At 56.6% G+C, this 17,228-nt stretch carries 17 protein-coding genes and 1 riboswitch; of the genes, 7 read left to right on the top strand and 10 right to left on the bottom strand.

What is annotated here, in order from left to right; translation table 11 throughout:
• Positions 1 to 60 precede the first annotated feature (60 nt).
• The 6 genes from AC6I8X_RS19100 to AC6I8X_RS19125 all read right to left on the bottom strand — a co-directional run bounded on the left by AC6I8X_RS19100 (position 61) and on the right by AC6I8X_RS19125 (position 5,280).
• Positions 61 to 1,227 carry an HD-GYP domain-containing protein gene (locus AC6I8X_RS19100; protein WP_497840301.1) on the bottom strand — a complete coding sequence of 389 codons (1,167 nt, stop codon included), beginning with the start codon at positions 1,225 to 1,227 and terminating at the stop codon, positions 61 to 63.
• Positions 1,228 to 1,314: 87 nt separating this feature from the next.
• Positions 1,315 to 1,644: a HigA family addiction module antitoxin gene (locus tag AC6I8X_RS19105; RefSeq protein ID WP_313686529.1), complete on the bottom strand. Its 330-nt coding sequence runs from the start codon at positions 1,642 to 1,644 to the stop codon at positions 1,315 to 1,317.
• A gap of 39 nt (positions 1,645 to 1,683) precedes the next feature.
• Positions 1,684 to 1,992: a type II toxin-antitoxin system RelE/ParE family toxin gene (locus AC6I8X_RS19110; protein WP_313686557.1), complete on the bottom strand. Its 309-nt coding sequence runs from the start codon at positions 1,990 to 1,992 to the stop codon at positions 1,684 to 1,686.
• A gap of 111 nt (positions 1,993 to 2,103) precedes the next feature.
• Entirely contained in the window at positions 2,104 to 3,063 is a 960-nt protein-coding gene (locus tag AC6I8X_RS19115) for a 2-hydroxyacid dehydrogenase (RefSeq protein ID WP_497840302.1), read from the bottom strand.
• On the bottom strand, positions 3,044 to 4,438 hold the full coding sequence (locus AC6I8X_RS19120) for an MFS transporter (RefSeq protein WP_497840303.1): 1,395 nt from the start codon (positions 4,436 to 4,438) through the stop codon (positions 3,044 to 3,046). Before AC6I8X_RS19120 ends, AC6I8X_RS19115 begins: the two co-directional genes overlap by 20 nt.
• Positions 4,439 to 4,773: 335 nt before the next feature.
• The gene (locus AC6I8X_RS19125) at positions 4,774 to 5,280 is read right to left on the bottom strand and encodes a GNAT family N-acetyltransferase (protein WP_313686460.1); all 507 of its coding nucleotides are present in this window, start codon (positions 5,278 to 5,280) and stop codon (positions 4,774 to 4,776) included.
• 62 nt (positions 5,281 to 5,342) lie between these two features.
• Here AC6I8X_RS19125 and AC6I8X_RS19130 point away from each other — a divergent pair, with 62 nt between their 5' ends.
• On the top strand, positions 5,343 to 7,175 hold the full coding sequence (locus AC6I8X_RS19130) for an ABC transporter ATP-binding protein (protein ID WP_313686458.1): 1,833 nt from the start codon (positions 5,343 to 5,345) through the stop codon (positions 7,173 to 7,175).
• Here the strand turns inward: AC6I8X_RS19130 and AC6I8X_RS19135 are convergent.
• The gene (locus tag AC6I8X_RS19135) at positions 7,172 to 8,287 is read right to left on the bottom strand and encodes a GNAT family N-acetyltransferase (protein WP_313686456.1); all 1,116 of its coding nucleotides are present in this window, start codon (positions 8,285 to 8,287) and stop codon (positions 7,172 to 7,174) included. The genes AC6I8X_RS19130 and AC6I8X_RS19135 overlap by 4 nt on opposite strands.
• A gap of 123 nt (positions 8,288 to 8,410) precedes the next feature.
• On the opposite strand from AC6I8X_RS19135, the gene AC6I8X_RS19140 reads away from it, so the two are divergent.
• The 3 genes from AC6I8X_RS19140 (at position 8,411) to AC6I8X_RS19150 (ending at position 10,968) form a co-directional block, all read left to right on the top strand.
• Positions 8,411 to 9,310, top strand: coding sequence for a LysR family transcriptional regulator (locus AC6I8X_RS19140; protein ID WP_497840304.1), 900 nt, complete (start codon positions 8,411 to 8,413; stop codon positions 9,308 to 9,310).
• 99 nt (positions 9,311 to 9,409) lie between these two features.
• Entirely contained in the window at positions 9,410 to 10,351 is a 942-nt protein-coding gene (locus AC6I8X_RS19145) for a glutathione S-transferase family protein (RefSeq protein ID WP_497840305.1), read from the top strand.
• Between the two features lie 11 nt (positions 10,352 to 10,362).
• Entirely contained in the window at positions 10,363 to 10,968 is a 606-nt protein-coding gene (locus AC6I8X_RS19150; protein ID WP_299448343.1) for an alpha/beta hydrolase, read from the top strand.
• Here AC6I8X_RS19150 and AC6I8X_RS19155 read toward each other — a convergent pair.
• Positions 10,965 to 11,780: a sugar phosphate isomerase/epimerase family protein gene (locus tag AC6I8X_RS19155; protein WP_313686449.1), complete on the bottom strand. Its 816-nt coding sequence runs from the start codon at positions 11,778 to 11,780 to the stop codon at positions 10,965 to 10,967. The two genes, AC6I8X_RS19150 and AC6I8X_RS19155, sit on opposite strands and share 4 nt — an antisense overlap.
• A gap of 107 nt (positions 11,781 to 11,887) precedes the next feature.
• Positions 11,888 to 12,265 carry a fluoride efflux transporter CrcB gene (gene crcB, locus AC6I8X_RS19160; protein ID WP_313686447.1) on the bottom strand — a complete coding sequence of 126 codons (378 nt, stop codon included), beginning with the start codon at positions 12,263 to 12,265 and terminating at the stop codon, positions 11,888 to 11,890.
• Between the two features lie 91 nt (positions 12,266 to 12,356).
• Positions 12,357 to 12,432, bottom strand: a riboswitch (Fluoride riboswitch).
• Between the two features lie 133 nt (positions 12,433 to 12,565).
• Between crcB and AC6I8X_RS19165 the strand changes: the two genes are divergently transcribed.
• Positions 12,566 to 13,483, top strand: coding sequence for a nucleoside hydrolase (locus AC6I8X_RS19165; protein WP_497840306.1), 918 nt, complete (start codon positions 12,566 to 12,568; stop codon positions 13,481 to 13,483).
• Positions 13,484 to 13,577: 94 nt separating this feature from the next.
• On the opposite strand, the gene AC6I8X_RS19170 is transcribed toward AC6I8X_RS19165, so the two are convergent.
• Positions 13,578 to 14,606 carry a zinc-binding alcohol dehydrogenase family protein gene (locus AC6I8X_RS19170; protein WP_497840307.1) on the bottom strand — a complete coding sequence of 343 codons (1,029 nt, stop codon included), beginning with the start codon at positions 14,604 to 14,606 and terminating at the stop codon, positions 13,578 to 13,580.
• A 135-nt stretch (positions 14,607 to 14,741) separates the two neighbouring features.
• On the opposite strand from AC6I8X_RS19170, the gene AC6I8X_RS19175 reads away from it, so the two are divergent.
• Positions 14,742 to 15,644, top strand: a complete 903-nt coding sequence (locus AC6I8X_RS19175; protein WP_313686441.1) for a GntR family transcriptional regulator — start codon at positions 14,742 to 14,744, stop codon at positions 15,642 to 15,644.
• 172 nt (positions 15,645 to 15,816) lie between these two features.
• Positions 15,817 to 17,169 carry an MFS transporter gene (locus AC6I8X_RS19180; protein WP_299448355.1) on the top strand — a complete coding sequence of 451 codons (1,353 nt, stop codon included), beginning with the start codon at positions 15,817 to 15,819 and terminating at the stop codon, positions 17,167 to 17,169.
• Positions 17,170 to 17,228 lie beyond the last annotated feature (59 nt).

A 17,228-nucleotide genomic window follows, 5' to 3' on the forward strand; every position in this document is an offset into this window, starting at 1 on the left:
ATAAAGAAGAGGTAAAAAGGCGGGTGTCGGGCGTAAAAAAAGTATAAAAATGTTCGGAAATCAGGCGCTTTCCAGCGCCCAGATACGATTAAGATCGACGTTTTGCCACAGGCCGCTGTCTTCCGCACCCGTGATACTGTCAGTACAAAAGCTATTGCCGAGATCAAGTTCTTCTGGCTTGATTTCGCGCTGCGCATGCAGCGACCAGAAGACATGAACCTTTGGCTTCAGCAGTGACTGCTCCCCGGCCTGCACCACCAGCGCCACCCGACCAGAAGCCAGCCGCACCAGCGATCCCACCGGATAAATGCCGATAGAGCGGACAAAGGCTTGCAGTAATTTGCTATCGAAATGACCGTGCCAGCTCAACATCTTGTGCATCGCTTCGGCAGGGGTCCAGCCTTTACGGTAGGGCCGGTCTGAGGTCACAGCATCGTACACATCGCACACGGCGGCCATACGTGAGTAAAGGGTGATCTCCCCGCCTTTTAAGCCATGCGGATAGCCGCTGCCATCCATTTTTTCATGATGATGCAGCGTGATATCCAGCAAATCCTCATCGGCATCGGCTTCCATCAGCATCTGCGCCCCCACAATCGGGTGCTGGCGCATGATGGCCATCTCTTCCGGGGTCAGCCTGCCCGGCTTATTGAGAATTTCCAGCGGCACCGCGGCTTTACCCACGTCATGCAATAAACCGCCCATGCCAACCCGCCGTTGCTGGTCTTCATCCAGCCCCAGTTTTTTGCCCAGCGAGATCATCAGGCCGCACACCGCCATCGAATGCAGGTAGGTGTAATCATCATGGTTTTTCAGCCGCGCCATGCTGAGTAGCGCCGTGGGTTCACGGGTGAGTGACCCGGCGATTTCATCCACCAGGTTGAGGGTAGAGTTGAGGTTAAGGCCCTGCCCGAGGCGCGCTTCGTTAAACATCGCCAGCACCTGGGGTTTGCCCTGGGTAAAGATGGCCTGCGCCTGGTCAATTTCCTGAAAATAAGGCGTTTGCGGAATCACTTTCTTCGGTTCAGGGGGCTTCTGCGGTGCCTGCACCGATTTATCAAGATCGATCCACACCTCGATGATCCCTTCGTTGCGGATCCAGGCGATCTGGCGTTTATCAGTGATCAGCATCTGGTTGCGAATGCGTTTGTCTTTGATCCACCAAACCTCCAGTTTGTGGACAAACATTCCCGGCCGCAGTTCGTCAACGGTAATCAGCTTTATCACGATATCTCTCCTTAATATCAGTGGATGGTAGAGAGATATCGGCAGCTGAACAAAATTTCTTCAGGTAGTTTTGTGCGATCTGTGGCGTCACGCCACCTGATGCCTCTGCGCCAGAAAGGTTGTCAGTGGTGTGACCCGGCTCAGCTCTTCCTGGGTACGCGCATCGTTTTCGACTTCCCACTGATCAAGGTGACGTTGCAGGTTCAGCCAGAATTCTACTGAGGTGGCAAAAACCAGCGCCAGCCTATAGGCCATCTCCGTGGTCAGTTTACGATTGTTATTCACCAAAGCGCTGACTGTATTGCGGTGCACATTCAGCATATCAGCCAAATCATTGACCCTGAGACCCAGGGGTTCGAGGAATTCGTACTGAAGTACATCACCCACGCTGGTTGGTTTACGCATTGCCTGTTTCATTGTATTCCTCTCTACATCACACCTGGCTGGCACCAGGGTTTATCGATGATGTTTATAACGATGCGGGTCGAGATACAGATCCCATACCTTACCATCAGTCCATTGAAAAATGAGGCGATACTGCCCGTTGATACGAATCGATGCATACCTCTGCAATGGAGGTTGCAGCATTTCAAAACGATTACCGGGCGGCGCGCGTAAATCCAGATGGCATTTTGCCGCATGAATGATGTCGAGTTTGCGTGCAAGCACGGACTCAATATTGGCGGGGATACATTTGTGCGATGTCCCATACACAAAAAATAATTGCAGCCATTCGTCCCTGAAACTCTGAATTGAACCCGCCATGTTGCTCCCTGCCCTGAGTGAACCTGGCAGAAATTTATTGCACTCACGCACAGTGCACAAGTGCAACATTTAACATCATAGCGAATTATCGAGGCAGATTCCAGATTTCCGTCACACCACCCTAGTCAGCACCGCTTCTCCCTGGGCAAACGCCAGCAGATTTTCGAACACCAGGTCCGCCATCGCCGCCATGGTTTCATGGGTGCTGCTGGCGAGATGAGGGGTAATCACCACGTCATCACGCTGGCGTAACGCTTCCGGCACCGCAGGCTCCTGTTCGAAAACATCCAGCCCGGCTCCGGCGATCTCACCGGCCTCCAGCGCGGCGATCAGCGCCTGCTCATCCACCACGCTGCCACGCGCGATGTTGATCAGAAAACCCTGCGGCCCCAGCGCGCGCAACACCTCAGCATTCACCAGATGATGCGTCGCCGCGCCACCTGGCAGCGTCAGCACCAGAAAATCCGCCCGCTGTGCCAGCGACAACAGGGAGTCGTGACGGGTGTAAGGCACATCCGGGCGCGAGCGCGGGTTGTAGTAATGGATGTCCATATCAAAGGCCTGGGCGCGTTTTGCCAGATCTTTGCCAATGCCACCCAGCCCGACAATGCCACACACTTTGCCGCCTAATTTCGTTGTCAGCGGGTAGCGGCCCTCGCTCTGCCATTTTCCGGCGCGCGTGTAGCGGTCTGCCGCGCTGATGCGCCGCGCCACATCCAGCAACAACGCCATGCCGGTGTCGGCGACGCAGGCGTTAAGTACACCGGGGGTGTTGGTCACCACAATACTGCGCGCTTGCGCCGCTGCGGTGTCGATGGCGTCGTACCCCACGCCATTGCTGCAAATCACTTTCAGATTGGGAAGCTGGCTGATCAATTCAGCGCTGGCCCCCATCAGGGCGTTGCCGCTGGTCGCCAGCGCGTCGATTTCCCCACCATGCTGCGCCAGCCAGGCGGCCTGATCATCCTGCTGCCACAGGCGATAAGTGGTGAAATGTGCATCCAGATTATCCTGTAAGCGCGCGGGTAATAACGGTCCCTTCATCAGCACCTTAAACTGCTTTGATACCATCTTCTTTCCCCTGTTTTTTGTAGGATGTGGCGGTTGATTGCTGCTCCTCACCGACACGCTCAATCGGTCCCATCACCAGCCAAAACAGCAACGCGGCCACCACGCAATGCGCGCCAACAAACACCAGGCCAATGCTGTAGCTGCCGGTCACCCCGACGATGATGCCAAACAGCAAGGGGGTGAGGAAACCAGCGATATTCCCGATGCCGTTAAAAATGGCGCCTGCCAGGCCCACCGCTTCTTTCGGCGCAGTATCGCTGACCACTGTCCAGGTCCCCGCCCCGGCCGCCACACCTTTACCAAAGAAGGCAAAGGACATGATGGCGATAATGCCCGCATTGCTCGGGATCACGGCGGCGAGAATCAGGGTCGCGGCCATCAGCATCCCGACGATATACGGCGTTTTACGCGCCCATGAGATGCTCCAGCCGCGCGCCAGCAGTTTGTCCGAAATGTAGCCGCCGCAAATTCCCCCCGCAAAACCGAACAACGCCGGGGCGATGGTGGCAAACCCGGCATCCAGAATATTCATGCCGCGCGCCTGTACCAGGTAGATGGGAAACCAGGTAATAAAAAAGTAGCTCAGCGCGATAATGCAATACTGGCCGATATAGGCGCACCACAGCATGCGGTTGCTGAGCAGCTTTTTGAACATGGCTTTGCTCAGCGCCGGGCGAGCCTTGAGTGTCTGCGCGGCATCGATATCCACCAGCGCGCCGCCATCAACAATATGACGCAGTTCGTTGGCCGACACCTGCGGGTGCTGCTTCGGGCTGCGCATAAAGGCCGACCAGACAAACACCGCCAGCACGCCAATACCGCCGAGCACGAAAAACGGCCACTCCCAGCCATAACGCGACACCAGCCAGCCCGACAGCGGTGAGAAGATGGCAACGGCGAAGTATTGCGCCGAACTGAACAGCGACGATGCCCGCCCGCGCTCGGCACTCGGGAACCACATAATCACCACGCGCGCGTTGGCCGGAAAGCTGGGGGCTTCGATCAGGCCGAGAACAAAACGCAGCCCAAACATCAGCGCCAGCGCTGCTGTCATACCGCTGGAAAATTCGCCGACAAAGCCCATCGCAATGGTGGAGAGCGACCAGAGCGCCAGCGTTACGCCGTAGACTTTTTTGGTACCAAAGCGGTCAAGGAACAGACCACCGGGGATCTGGCCGATCACATAGGCCCAGCTAAAGGCGGAGAGGATCAGGCCCAGCTGGATCGCCGATAAGCCAAATTCCTCTTTGATCGCCGATCCGGAGATCGACAGGATCGAGCGGTCGGCATAGGCCACCACGGAAAGAAACAGGATCAACATCAGTATCCAGATGCGAACATGACTGGTGCGGTTAAGATTTTTTTCTTGCGACATAAGGTGAATTCCCTGGCTGTGGGAGCCTCCTGCCCCGAAATGATGTTTTCAGGAATACCGCTTAATTTTCCCTGTGCAGAAAATATAGAGAGCCAGGCCGGTGGAGGTCATTGTGCGGATGGGGGAATTGCACGGTGAATTTCGCACCAGATTTGGCGCATGCCACAAAGGAGGGTGCGGTGCTGCACAGAACCCTGAATTTCCATGCAGCAAAGTGACGGAGTGTGCGCCAGGTCGAGGAAAATACTTCGTGTTGCAACTATGAGCAGGCTAACAGGAAAAACTGCGCGATAAATCGCGCCGCTACGCATCAGCGCGATCTGTCGCGGCGCAATTTATTGCACCCATTCTTCCCGCAGCACCGACATCACCACAATGTCGTGAAATTCGCCGTTGCGCAGGCAGGCTTTACGCTTCACCCCTTCATGCACAAAACCCATACGCTGGTAGAGACGCAGCGCACGGTGATTATCATGAAACGCTTCCAGCTCAATGCGTTGCACGCCCAGCCAGTTAAACGCGTAATCCATGCCGGTACGAATCAGCTGCTCGCCAATGCCGCGTCCACTGAAAGCCGGGTCAACGCAGATGCCAAAACTGATGCCGTGGCGGGTACGCGGGCGCTGCTCCACAAATAACGTCAGTTCACCCACCATGTTGCCGTCAATCTCGCCCACAAAGGCAATAAACCCTTCCGCATCCATTTTCTCGAATTTTTTCTCCCAGGTTGCCACACTGGGATAAGGCAATTGCGTGGTCCATTGGTAGACCTCTGGCTGGCTGTGTAGACGCTGGTAGGCTGCCGCATCGCGCGGTTCACGGCCACGGATAAGTAATTCCATATCGGTTTTCTCCCTAAGTTGCACTAAGCTGAAAGTCTCAATGAGACGGAAAGAGTGACGCTATGCTGTATCGCCGTTTTGAACGTTTTATCAATATTTTCCAGGATGCACCAACGGATTCGCCCCCTTCCACTGTCTGGCCGTTTTATCTCTACTATTTGCGCCAGGTGTGGCCGAGTTTTATCGCTCTGCTGGTTGTCGGGCTGGCTCAGGCGCTGATCGAAGTGGCGCTGTTCAGCTATCTCAGCCGTATTATCGATCTGGTGAACCATTCGACCCCCGCCACGCTGTTTAGCGACAACTGGCCGATTTTACTGTGGATGGCGGTAGTGGCGCTGATTCTGCGGCCGATCGTGATTGCCGTCCACGACCTGTTGGTGCATCAGAGTATCAACCCCAGCATGACCAGCATGATTCGCTGGCAGCATCACAACTACGTATTACGCCAGAGCCTGAATTTCTTCCAGAACGATTTTGCCGGGCGCATCGCCCAGCGCATTATGCAAACCGGCAACTCGCTGCGTGATTCGGCGGTGCAACTGGTCGATGCCATCTGGCACGTACTGATCTATGCCGTCACCTCGCTAGTGCTGTTCGCCGAAGCCGACTGGCGTTTGATGATCCCGCTGATTATCTGGCTGGTGGCCTATAGCCTGTCGCTGCGTTACTTCGTGCCGCGCGTGAAGCAACGTTCGGTGGCCTCATCGGAGGCGCGTTCCAAACTGATGGGCACCATTGTTGATGGCTATACCAACATTGCCACCATCAAATTGTTCGCCCACAACGACCTCGAAAAACGTTATGCACGCGAGGCGATTCAGGAGCAAACCGACAAAACCCAGCAAGCCAGCCGTATGGTCACCAGCATGGATATCACGCTGTCGAGCCTGAATGGCCTGCTGATTGTCAGCACCTCCGGGCTGGCGCTGTGGCTGTGGAGCCAGTCGCTGATTAGCGTCGGGGCGATTGCGCTGGCGACCGGCCTGGTGATTCGCCTGGTGAATATGTCAGGCTGGATCATGTGGGTGGTGAACGGCATCTTCGAAAATATCGGCATGGTGCAGGATGGCCTGAATACCATCTCCCAACCGCTCAGTGTGCAGGACGCACCCGCCGCGAAGAAACTTCAGGTGATGCGCGGCCAGATCCGCTATGAAGACGTGCGTTTTGATTACGGCAGCGGCCGCCAGGTGATCAATCGTCTCAACCTCAATATCAAACCTGGGGAGAAAATCGGCCTGATCGGCCCGTCGGGTGCCGGAAAATCGACCCTGGTGAATCTGCTGCTGCGGCTGTACGACCTCAATGGCGGCCGCATCATGATTGATGACCAGAACATCGCCAACGTGACCCAGGAAAGCCTGCGCGGCCAGATTGGCATGATCACCCAGGACACCTCGCTGCTGCACCGTTCCATCCGTGAAAACCTGTTGTATGGCCGACCGGATGCCACCGAAGCGGAGCTGATACAGGCAATTCACCGCGCGCGTGCCGACGAGTTTATTCCCTTGCTGTCCGACCCGCAGGGCCGCACCGGGCTGGATGCGCACGTCGGCGAACGCGGCGTGAAGCTGTCTGGCGGCCAGCGCCAGCGTATCGCCATTGCCAGGGTGCTGCTGAAAGATGCACCGATCCTGATTATGGATGAAGCCACCTCAGCGCTGGATTCCGAAGTGGAAGCGGCGATTCAGGAAAGCCTGGAAACCTTAATGCAGGGCAAAACGGTGATTGCCATCGCCCACCGTCTCTCCACCATCGCCAAAATGGATCGCCTGGTGGTGCTGGAGAAAGGTGAAATTGTCGAGATGGGCAACCACCGTGAATTGCTGACTCAGCAGGGCTTGTATGCACGCTTATGGCAGCATCAGACCGGTGGTTTTGTCGGCGTGGATTAATCGCCGCGTCGATACGGCAGGGATTCACGCGCCTCCACCGCCCAGGCGCGCATCCCTGCCCGCTCCTGTTGCAGAAAATCGTCCACTGCGTCACGTAACCCCGGATGGCTGAGATAGTGCCAGGAGTGGGTCAGCTGTGGCTCAAAGCCACGGACCAGCTTGTGCTCGCCCTGCGCCCCCGCATCAAAACGCTGTAACCCTTCCGCGATGGCGAAATCCATGCCCTGATAAAAACAGGTTTCGAAGTGCAGCCGATCAAACTCCGCCAGGCAGCCCCAGTAGCGGCCATACAGGGTGTTGTTATCCACCAGACAGAACGCCATCGCCGCCTGCTGCCCCTGCAATGAAGCGATGCACACGCGGATGCTGTGCGGCATCCGCTCCGCAAGCAGGCTAAAGAAATCACGCGTCAGGTAAGGCCGCTGACCCCGCACCGCATAGGTGTTGGCGTAGCAGGTGTAGACAAAATCCCACTGGTCTTCGCGTAGCTGATCGCCGCGATACCACTCAAAGGCGAAACCACTGCTGGCAACCTGCTCGCGTTCTTTGCGCAGTTGTTTACGCTTGCGCGACATCAGGGTATCGAGGAAATCCTGGAAATCACGGTAGCCGCGATTATGCCAGTGATACTGAATGCCAAGACGTGGCAGCCAGTCCTCTGCCTGTGCCAGCAGCCCATTGGCGTGCGGCGTGGTGAAGTTGATATGGGCGCTGCTGAGCCCGTGCTGATGCAGATAATCCGGCAATTGGGCAATTAAACTGGCGGCATCGCCCAGCAGCCGAGCGCCGGTCACCGGGCTGAACGGAATCGCGCCAAGCCATTTGGGATAATAAGGAATGCCCGCCCGCTGGCAGGCATCGGCCCACGCGTGGTCAAACACGTATTCGCCCCATGAGTTGCGTTTGCGATAACCCGGCAGCGCCGCACGGATTTCCCCCTGTTCGCGCCAGATCAGGTGATCCGGCTGCCAGCCACTTTCCGGCCGCACGCTGCCACTCTCTTCCAGCGTGAGCAGAAAAGCGTGGCGTAAAAACGGTTGATCGTCAGGTAATAACGCATCCCAGGCGGCGGCGCTGACATCCGCCAGCGATGACAGGTGAAGCAAAGACATCCACGGCTCCCGGCCAGATTAAAGGCGAACCTGTAGTCAAACAGGTTTTGCCAGCGGGGAAAAGGTGCAGCGCACCGAATGCCAACCGTTTTATACTCAGACTTTTCGCTATCAGGAAGCATCATGGATCGTCTTGATTGTGACCGCATGTTTGTTGCCGTGCTGGAAGTAGGCAGCTTTGCTGGTGCTGCCGCCCGCCTCGGCACCAGCAGCGGCCAGGCCTCAAAACTGGTTTCAAAACTGGAGCAGGAACTTGGCGTGCAGCTGTTCAAACGCAGCACGCGCGCGCTGTCCCCCACCGAGGTGGGCCGGGCCTATTACGAACGGGTGAAAAGCCTGCTGGAAGCCTTTGATACGCTGGATGCCACGGTGCGCGAAAGCGCCACCACCCCCACCGGTCGCCTGAAAATCAGCGCGCCCGGCACCTTCGGTACCGCCGTGCTCGCCAGCGTGCTGGTGGAGTTTGCCCGTACCTATCCGTTGATTGAACTGGACGTGAACTTCTCCGATCGTGCAGTGAATATCGTCGATGAAGGGTTCGATATGGCGATTCGCATCGGTAAGCTGGACGACAGCAGCCTGATTGCCCGTCGCCTGGGTGATGTGCCGGTACGCGTGGCGGCCTCACCCAGCTATCTGCAACAACATGGCACGCCGCAGCACTGGCGCGATCTGGCAGCTCATCAATGTATTAGTGACACCAATTTCCGCGATCCCTGGCACTGGCCGTTCATCACGCCATGCGGCGAGAGCGTCAATATGCCAATTCGCGGTCGGTTGTGTTTTTCCAATACCGAAGCCTGTATGCAGGCGGCGCTGGCCGGGTTGGGGATTGTGCGTCTGCCGGGTTTTATCGCCGCCCCGGCCTTACAGCGCGGTGAGATCGTCTCGCTGCTCGATGCCTTCGCCACTCCGCCGCTTGGCCTGTTTGCGCTCTACCCTCACGCCCGTCATCTGGCGCAGAAAACCCGCCTGTTGATCGACTTCCTGGCCGATCATTTCCGTCATCATCCACCGGGCTGATTCCTTCCAGACTGGAAGGAATCAAAGCCATTTTGCCCGGATTATCACCTCTCCGCTCAGAGAGTAAGCTAACCACCATCACCACAGAGGAGCAGAGCGATGTTGGTAAACGGTAAGTGGAGCGCAGAGTGGCACCCGGTACAGGCCACCGATAAACAGGGCGGCTTTGTCCGTCAGACATCCAGTTTTCGCCACTGGATCAGCAGCGATGGTTCCACTGAGTTTGCGGCAGAGCCGGATCGCTACCATCTGTATGTGGCACTGATTTGTCCGTGGGCCTCACGCACCCTGATTGCCCGCAGCCTGAAAGGGCTGGAGCAGGTGATTAGCTTATCGGTGGTGGAACCGCAGCTTGGTGAGCAGGGCTGGCATTTCGGCGATTATCCCGGTGCCAATCGCGATACCCTGAACAACGCCGAATACCTGCATGAACTCTATACCCGTGCCGCTGCTGATTTCACTGGCCGCGCCACCGTACCGGTGTTGTGGGATAAAAAGACCCAGACCATCGTGAATAACGAATCCGCTGATATCCTGCGTATGCTGAACAGCGGTTTTGGATCCCTGGCCGATAACAGCATCGATCTTTATCCGGCGGATCTGCAAAGCGAGATCGACGCTCTGAATGAATCGATCTATCCACGCCTGAATAACGGCGTGTATCGCACCGGTTTCGCCACCACGCAAATCAGCTACCAGCAAGCGTTTCATGATGTCTTCAGCCAGCTGGATGAGCTGGAAGAACGGCTGAGTGACGGGCGTACCTTCCTGCTGGGCGAGCAGCTGACGGAAGCGGATATTCGCCTGTTTGTCACGCTGATCCGCTTTGACGCCGCGTACCACGGGCTGTTCAAATGCAACCTGCGTCGCCTGCGCGACTATCCGCAGCTCAATCGTTACCTGAAGAGTATGCTGGCAGTTTCTGGCGTGCGTCAGACAGTGAATATCGACCATATCAAACAGGGTTACTATTCAATCAAGGCACTGAATCCGAATGGTATTGTGCCGGTTGGCCCGGATTTGGCGGAATACGGTTTTTAAGGAGCAGCAAGATGGCAAAAGCGTTAGTGATTTTTCTCCACGGCGTTGGCAGCAATGGCGCTGACCTGGCGGGACTTGGCCAGCACTGGGCCAGCGTGTTACCGGATGTGGCGTTCGCCTCGCCGAACGCCCCGATGCCGTTCGAACACGGTATGGGTTATCAGTGGTTCAGCCTGAACGGCGTCACCACGGAGAATCGTCCGGCTCGGGTCCGTGAAGCGCGGGCCGCATTTGATGCCACACTGCAACCGCTGATGGCGCAGCATGGGTTTACCGATGCCTGGGATAAAGTGATTCTGGTGGGATTCTCGCAGGGTTCGATCATGGCACTCGATGCGCTGGCAGCAGGTCGCCATCCGCTGGCGGGCGTGGTGGCGTTCTCGGGCCGTCTGGCGTTCGATGGTGCGTTGACACCGCAACCGCATACGCCCGCCCTGCTGATTCACGGCCATGCTGACGGGGTGATTCCGTGGACCGAAAGCGAATCTGCCGCGCAGCGCCTGAAATCTGCCGGTGTGACGGTGGAGACTCGCTTCGAACCGACCACCGGTCATACCATTTCGTCGCAGGGTGCAATGGAGGCAGCCGCCTTTATCGCCCAATGCTTGCAGGATTAAGGCCAGTAGCGATTCAGCGCTGCCCAGGCCTGTTGTGCAGCCACAGCCGGTGGCTGCGCTTTTAATGCATCGTTAAACACTTCAATGCCGACCGGGCCGTTATAGCCCGCGCTTTTCAACTTATCGACAAAACGCTCCACCTCGATGATACCGTCGCCAGGTAGTAAACGCTGGTGGCGTGCCATATCGATAATGGCGTCGTTATTCTGCGGCGGCAGCACCGCCATATCGCACAGCTGAACTTCATAGATACGATCGGCGGGGATACCATCGAGTTGCGCCGCATCGCCCCCCAGGGCGCAGATGTGGAACAGATCGACCACCAGACCGATATTGGGTTGATCCAGCCGTTGCAGCCGCTCCCACGCCAGCGGCAGGGTGTTATCGACGCTGCACCACGCCATTGGCTCGTACATAATTCGCATCTTATAACGTGCCGCTTCCGAGGCCATCCAGCGCAGATCTTCATCGATACGATCGGCCAGGCAATCTTCCCGCGTGGTAGCCGGAGCCTGAATGGTGTCGCAGCCCAGCGCCTGGGCAATCTGAATAAACTGACGCAATTCTTCGCGCTTTTGCAGACGTTCACGATCCGGCGCACCGGTGAAGTCGCGTAATACCTGCAAATTGGTAAACCGGAGTTGCTGCTCTGCGGCCAATTGCGCCAGCGCCTGCGTCCCCTGCGCGCTGGCCTGTACATCTTCACGCCAGATTTCAACCTGATCAAAGCCAGCCGCACGCGCCGCGCGCAATTTTTGTTCTGGCTCACCGTTTAACAACACCAGGTTAAGGAATTTGGGGTGACTACTCATCAACGGGCTCCTTAATCGTCCGGATAAATCGGTGACAAATTCTGTGCGTCACGCGCACAGAACTCTGACCAGTATCTACCTCTTAATGGTTATTTCAAGCGTGCCGTTTATCCCAGCAGATTGACGACAGCGAAACCGGCGAAGGTCATCAGTACCGAGCCGACCACATGCACCATGACGCTCGACATCGCCCAGAGATATTTACCGGATTGCAGCATCACCATAATTTCTGCCGAGAAGGCGGAGAAGGTGGTCAGGCCGCCACAAAAACCGGTGATAATCAGCAACTTCCAGGCAGGATCAAGATGGGGATTTTTCATCAGCCACGCCATCGCGCCACCAATAATAAAACCGCCGATCAGGTTCACCATTAAGGTGCCAGGGGGGAGATTGGGAAACAACGCGTTAAAACGCACAGAAATCAGCCAGCGCAGTGTGCAGCCAACTGCACCACCCAGCACAACTGCCAGTAAAGACTTCAACATAACTCTGTAGCTCCTGAAATGGGATACGCGCAGGGCCGCGGCAGGACAGAAAAACACCTGACACACCGCCGTCTCCCGCGCAGGGATACGTGTGTTGTCAGGCGTCATCAGCCGTCTGTTGCCAGAACGGCGGTTGGGAAAGGTGGCACGCCATCACCTTAGGGGGGTGATAATACGATGGCTGATGCTGGCAGACAATATGTGACTGGCAATAGGGTGTTGGAAAAAAGCCCCATAAATAGCACCTTCGCAATCACCCATTTTTGTTTTACCTTGCCAGAAAACCAACTGGAGATCCCCATGCGTACCCTGATTTTTGATACTGATATCGGCGTGGATGACGCTTTTGCGCTGGCCTATGCCGCGCGCACTCAGCATTTGCTGGGTATCACCACGGTATTTGGCAATGTTGCGGTGGGTCAGGCGGTAAAAAATGCCCGGCTGTTTTGCGAGAAGATGGGGATTGATGCGCCGGTCTATCGCGGCTGTTCACGTCCGCTGGCGCTGGCTCCGTCGGCCCCGGCGCGTCTGCATGGTGAAGATGGTCTGGGCGATGCCTTTAGCAATCCCCATAGCGACCAGGCCCCCAGCGCAGTGCAATTTATTATCGACAGCGTGCGCGCCCGTCCACACGCCATCACCCTGGTGGCGATTGGTCCGCTGACCAACATCGCCAGCGCGATTAATCAGGCACCGGATATTATTCCGCTGGTGAAAGAACTGGTGATTATGGGCGGTGCGTTTGGCACCGACGGCCACAGCGGTAACGTCACGCCTTTCGCGGAATTCAATATCTGGAAGGACCCGCATGCCGCCGATCAGGTGCTGGCATCAAAGCTGCCGGTGGTGGTGGTGCCGCTGGATGTCACCCATAAGGTGTTGATTACCGGCGCAGAAGTGCGGCAGCTCAATCAGCCGGTGCTGAGCGCCATCTGCCGTCCGTATCTGGCGTATAGCCTGGAGAAAGAAGGATTTGATGGCATGGCGCTGCACGACACGCTGACCCTTTCCTGGCTGGCGCTGCCGCATGCTTTCCATCTGACGGAAGCGCCGGTACGGGTGGTGACCGAGGGCATCAGCAGCGGCCAAACGCTGCGCCGCCTGAACGCCCTCGCCTCTCGTCATGACCCTTTCGCCGGGTTGCGTGCGCAGCGCCTGTGTCTGGGGGTAGAAGCTGACGCGGTGCGCCAGCACTTTTTCGCCACCTTGCAGGCTTAACGCTTTTGCCGCGGCGCGATTTATCGCGCTTTTTGGCCGCCACGTCAAAGGCAAAGGTGCGCGATAAATCGCGCCGCTACGAATTCATGCGGACTTAGCGGGCAAAGTGAATAACCCCTTTGATTAACTCGCGGTTGTTAATCACATCAGGTTCAAAGGTTTCCGCCAGGGTGGAGAAATCATAATGACGATTGAGCATCATGTCGGCACGTAGCTGACCCGTTGCCATCAGTTCGCGCACTTTATCGAAATCTTCGCGCGTGGCGTTACGGCTGCCCATCAGCGTGGTTTCTTTTTTGTGGAACTCGGTATCCGGGATCACCAAATCGCCTTTGTGCAGGCCGACAAACACGATGGTGCCACCGTGACGAATCAGTTTCACCGCGCCGTTCATCGCCGCCGGGCTGCCGGTGGCGTCAATCACCTTCGCCGCCAGTCGGCCACCAAACTGCGCGCGCAGGGTGGCATCAAAATCCGCGTCCAGCGGGTTAATGGTGGTCAGATTAAGATGTTGCGTGACATGCGCCCGCCGTTGTTCGCTGGTATCGGCAACCACCACTTGCGCCCCTGCGGCGGCAGCGATGGCAGCAACCCCGAGGCCAATGGGTCCGGCTCCGACCACCAGCACCTGTTCATCTGCCGCCACGGCCGCCCGACGCACCGCGTGTGCGCTGATGGCAAAAGGTTCGATGAGGGCTGCGGCTTCCACCGCCACATCATCTACCGCCAGTAAGTTGTTTTGCGGCACGCTGAGTAGCTCACAGAAGCCACCATCCTGATGCACGCCAATCACCGAAATGTTTTCACAGCAGTTGGTTTTGCCACTCTGGCAGGCATCGCACTGCTGGCAGGAAACATAAGGGATCAGCGCCACACGCTGGCCGGGGGTAAAACCGCTGGCCGCACTGCCCAGCGCCACCACTTCGCCACACAGCTCATGGCCCAGCACGCGCGGATAGCTAAAGAACGGCTGATTCCCCGCCCAGGCGTGAATATCGGTGCCGCAAATCCCGGCGGTAATCGGTTTGATCAGGACCTCGTGTGCCGCGGGGGTCGGTCTGGGGCGCTGCTGCCACACCATGCTGCGGGGTTCCATTACCACCAGGGTTTTCATGCTTGTCATAGGTTTCTCCTGTGCTGATGTCGCAGTTATGGCGAAAATCGATGTTAACGGCTTGTTGCTCGCACGGAAGTGTGAAGTAACACGATTTTTTTGGGCTTTCGATGGTTTTTAATAAATAAAAAACCGGAGCCTGCTATGAGCCGAAGCCAGAATCTGCGCCAGAACGTGATCAACCAAATGCTGGAAGGTATTGCCCAGCGCCATATTCGTTCTCCCTTACCACCGCAGGCGGCGCTGGCGGAAATGTTCAATATCAGCCGTACCACGGTGCGCCATACCCTGCATTACCTGCATCAGCGTGGTGTGCTGGAAAAGGTGGATGAGACTTACGTCATCGTGCGTGATCCTGGCGACGAGGACGGTTTCAGCGCCCTCACCCCGCCGATCGAGCAGCAGGCGGCGCAATTTGAGCAGACGTTTTTCAATCTGATCAACCAGCGGCTGCTGATGCCAGGCGATACCTTTACCGAGCTGCAACTGGCACAGCGGGTGAAGGTCAGTCCGGTGGTGGTGCGGGAATTTCTGCTGCGGTTTATGCGCTACAACCTGCTGGAACCGGTAAAACGCGGCCAGTGGCGTATGAAGAAGTTCGATCAGGATTACGCGGAGAAGCTATTTGAACTGCGTGAAATGTTAGAAACCCATGCGCTGAACCGTTTTCTCAATCTGGCCTCGCATGACGAGCGCTGGATTCAGGCGCGTGATTTGCTTGACCGCCATCGCGCAATGCGTGACACCATCGCCAGCGATTATCGCCACTTCGCCGCACTGGATAAGGAGATGCATTCACTGATCCTTTCCGCTGCCAATAACCCGTTTTTCAATCAGTCGCTGGAGATCATCTCGGTGATTTTTCATTCACATTATCAATGGGATGAAAGTGATTTGAAGCAGCGAAATATTGTGGCGCTGGAGGAGCATATGGCGATTCTCACCGCGCTGATTAGCCGCCAGGATGTGGAAGCCCTGTGCGCCCTGCACACCCATCTTGGTACTGCTAAGAGCTCAATGATCCGCTCAATTCGTCAGTACAATTAAAAACCGATTAAAAACCACAAATCATTAGCTCCCGCACGAATCAGAAACATCTTTGCAACATCCTGTCACCTTTGCTTCTAGTCTCGAGCCATCTGTTGAGGTCGCATCTGTTGGCGACCACAGAATCCCACACTGACTGATAACGATAAGTACCCAGCTCCGGGAGGTTGCAATGGAAAATACATCAGCTCGTGGTCGCGAGACAGCGCCAGCCCCAGCCGCAGATGGACGTGATTTCGTCCCCGCTCGTGGCGATGTGGTGCGCTCACCGCGCATCAAAAAGATTCAGATGACAGCGATGTTGTTGTTGCTGTTTGCCGCCATCATTAACTATCTCGACCGCAGTTCACTGTCGGTGGCCAATATGACCATTCGCGGTGAGCTGGGTCTGTCCGCCACCGAGATTGGTGTACTGCTGTCGGCATTTTCGCTGGCTTACGGTCTGGCGCAGCTGCCATGTGGAGCGCTGCTGGATCGCAAAGGTCCACGCATCATGCTGGCACTGGGGATGTTCTTCTGGTCGCTGTTCCAGGCGGCAGCGGGGATGGTGCATAACTTTACCCAGTTTATCCTGGTGCGCATCGGCCTCGGCATTGGCGAAGCACCGATGAACCCGTGCGGCGTGAAGGTCATTAACGACTGGTTCAACATTAAAGATCGCGGTATGCCAATGGGGATGTTTAACGCTGCTTCGATGATTGGCCTGTCTATCGCCCCGCCGATTCTGGCGGCGATGATGCTGGTACTGGGCTGGCGTGGCATGTTTGTTACCATCGGCGTGCTGGGCATGTTCCTCGCTATCGGCTGGTATCTGGCTTATCGCAACCGTGATAACAGCAAGCTGAGCGCTGAAGAGATTCACTATTTGCAGGCGGGCAGTGTCGCGTCACGCAAAGAACCGATTAGCTTTGCCGAGTGGCGCGGGCTGTTTAAGCAACGCACCATGTGGGGCATGATGATTGGTTTCAGCGGCATCAACTACACCGCGTGGTTGTATATCGCCTGGCTGCCGGGTTACCTGCAATCTACCTATAACCTCGACCTGAAAAGCACCGGTTTGCTGGCCGCGATTCCGTTCCTGTTTGGTGCGGCGGGTATGCTGCTGAACGGTTATGTGGTGGATGCGCTGGTCCGTCGCGGTATGGACGCGGTGAAGGTGCGTAAAGTGAGTATCGTCAGCGGCATGTTGCTGTCTGCGGCATTCACTGCCTTCGTGACCCGCGCCACCGACACCACCAGCGCGGTGACGTTAATCGGGATGGCGCTGTTTTGTATCCATTTTGCCGGTACATCCTGCTGGGGGTTGATTCACGCGAACGTTACCGCTCGCATGACCGCTTCGGTCGGCAGTATCCAGAACTTTGCCAGCTTTGTGTTTGCGTCGTTTGCTCCGGTGATTACTGGCTGGGTGCTGGATACCACGAAATCTTTCAGCCTGGCGCTGATGATTTGTGCCGGTGTGACGGTGGTGGGGGCACTGGCCTATCTGCTGCTGGTAAGGAAACCGATTACGGATGGGGTTTGATTTCAGGGTATAACCGCGCAATAAATTGCGCCGCTACGACAACGTGCAGTTATTTGTAG

Source organism: Pantoea sp. X-Soil-TKNS-1280 (genome assembly GCF_059730475.1).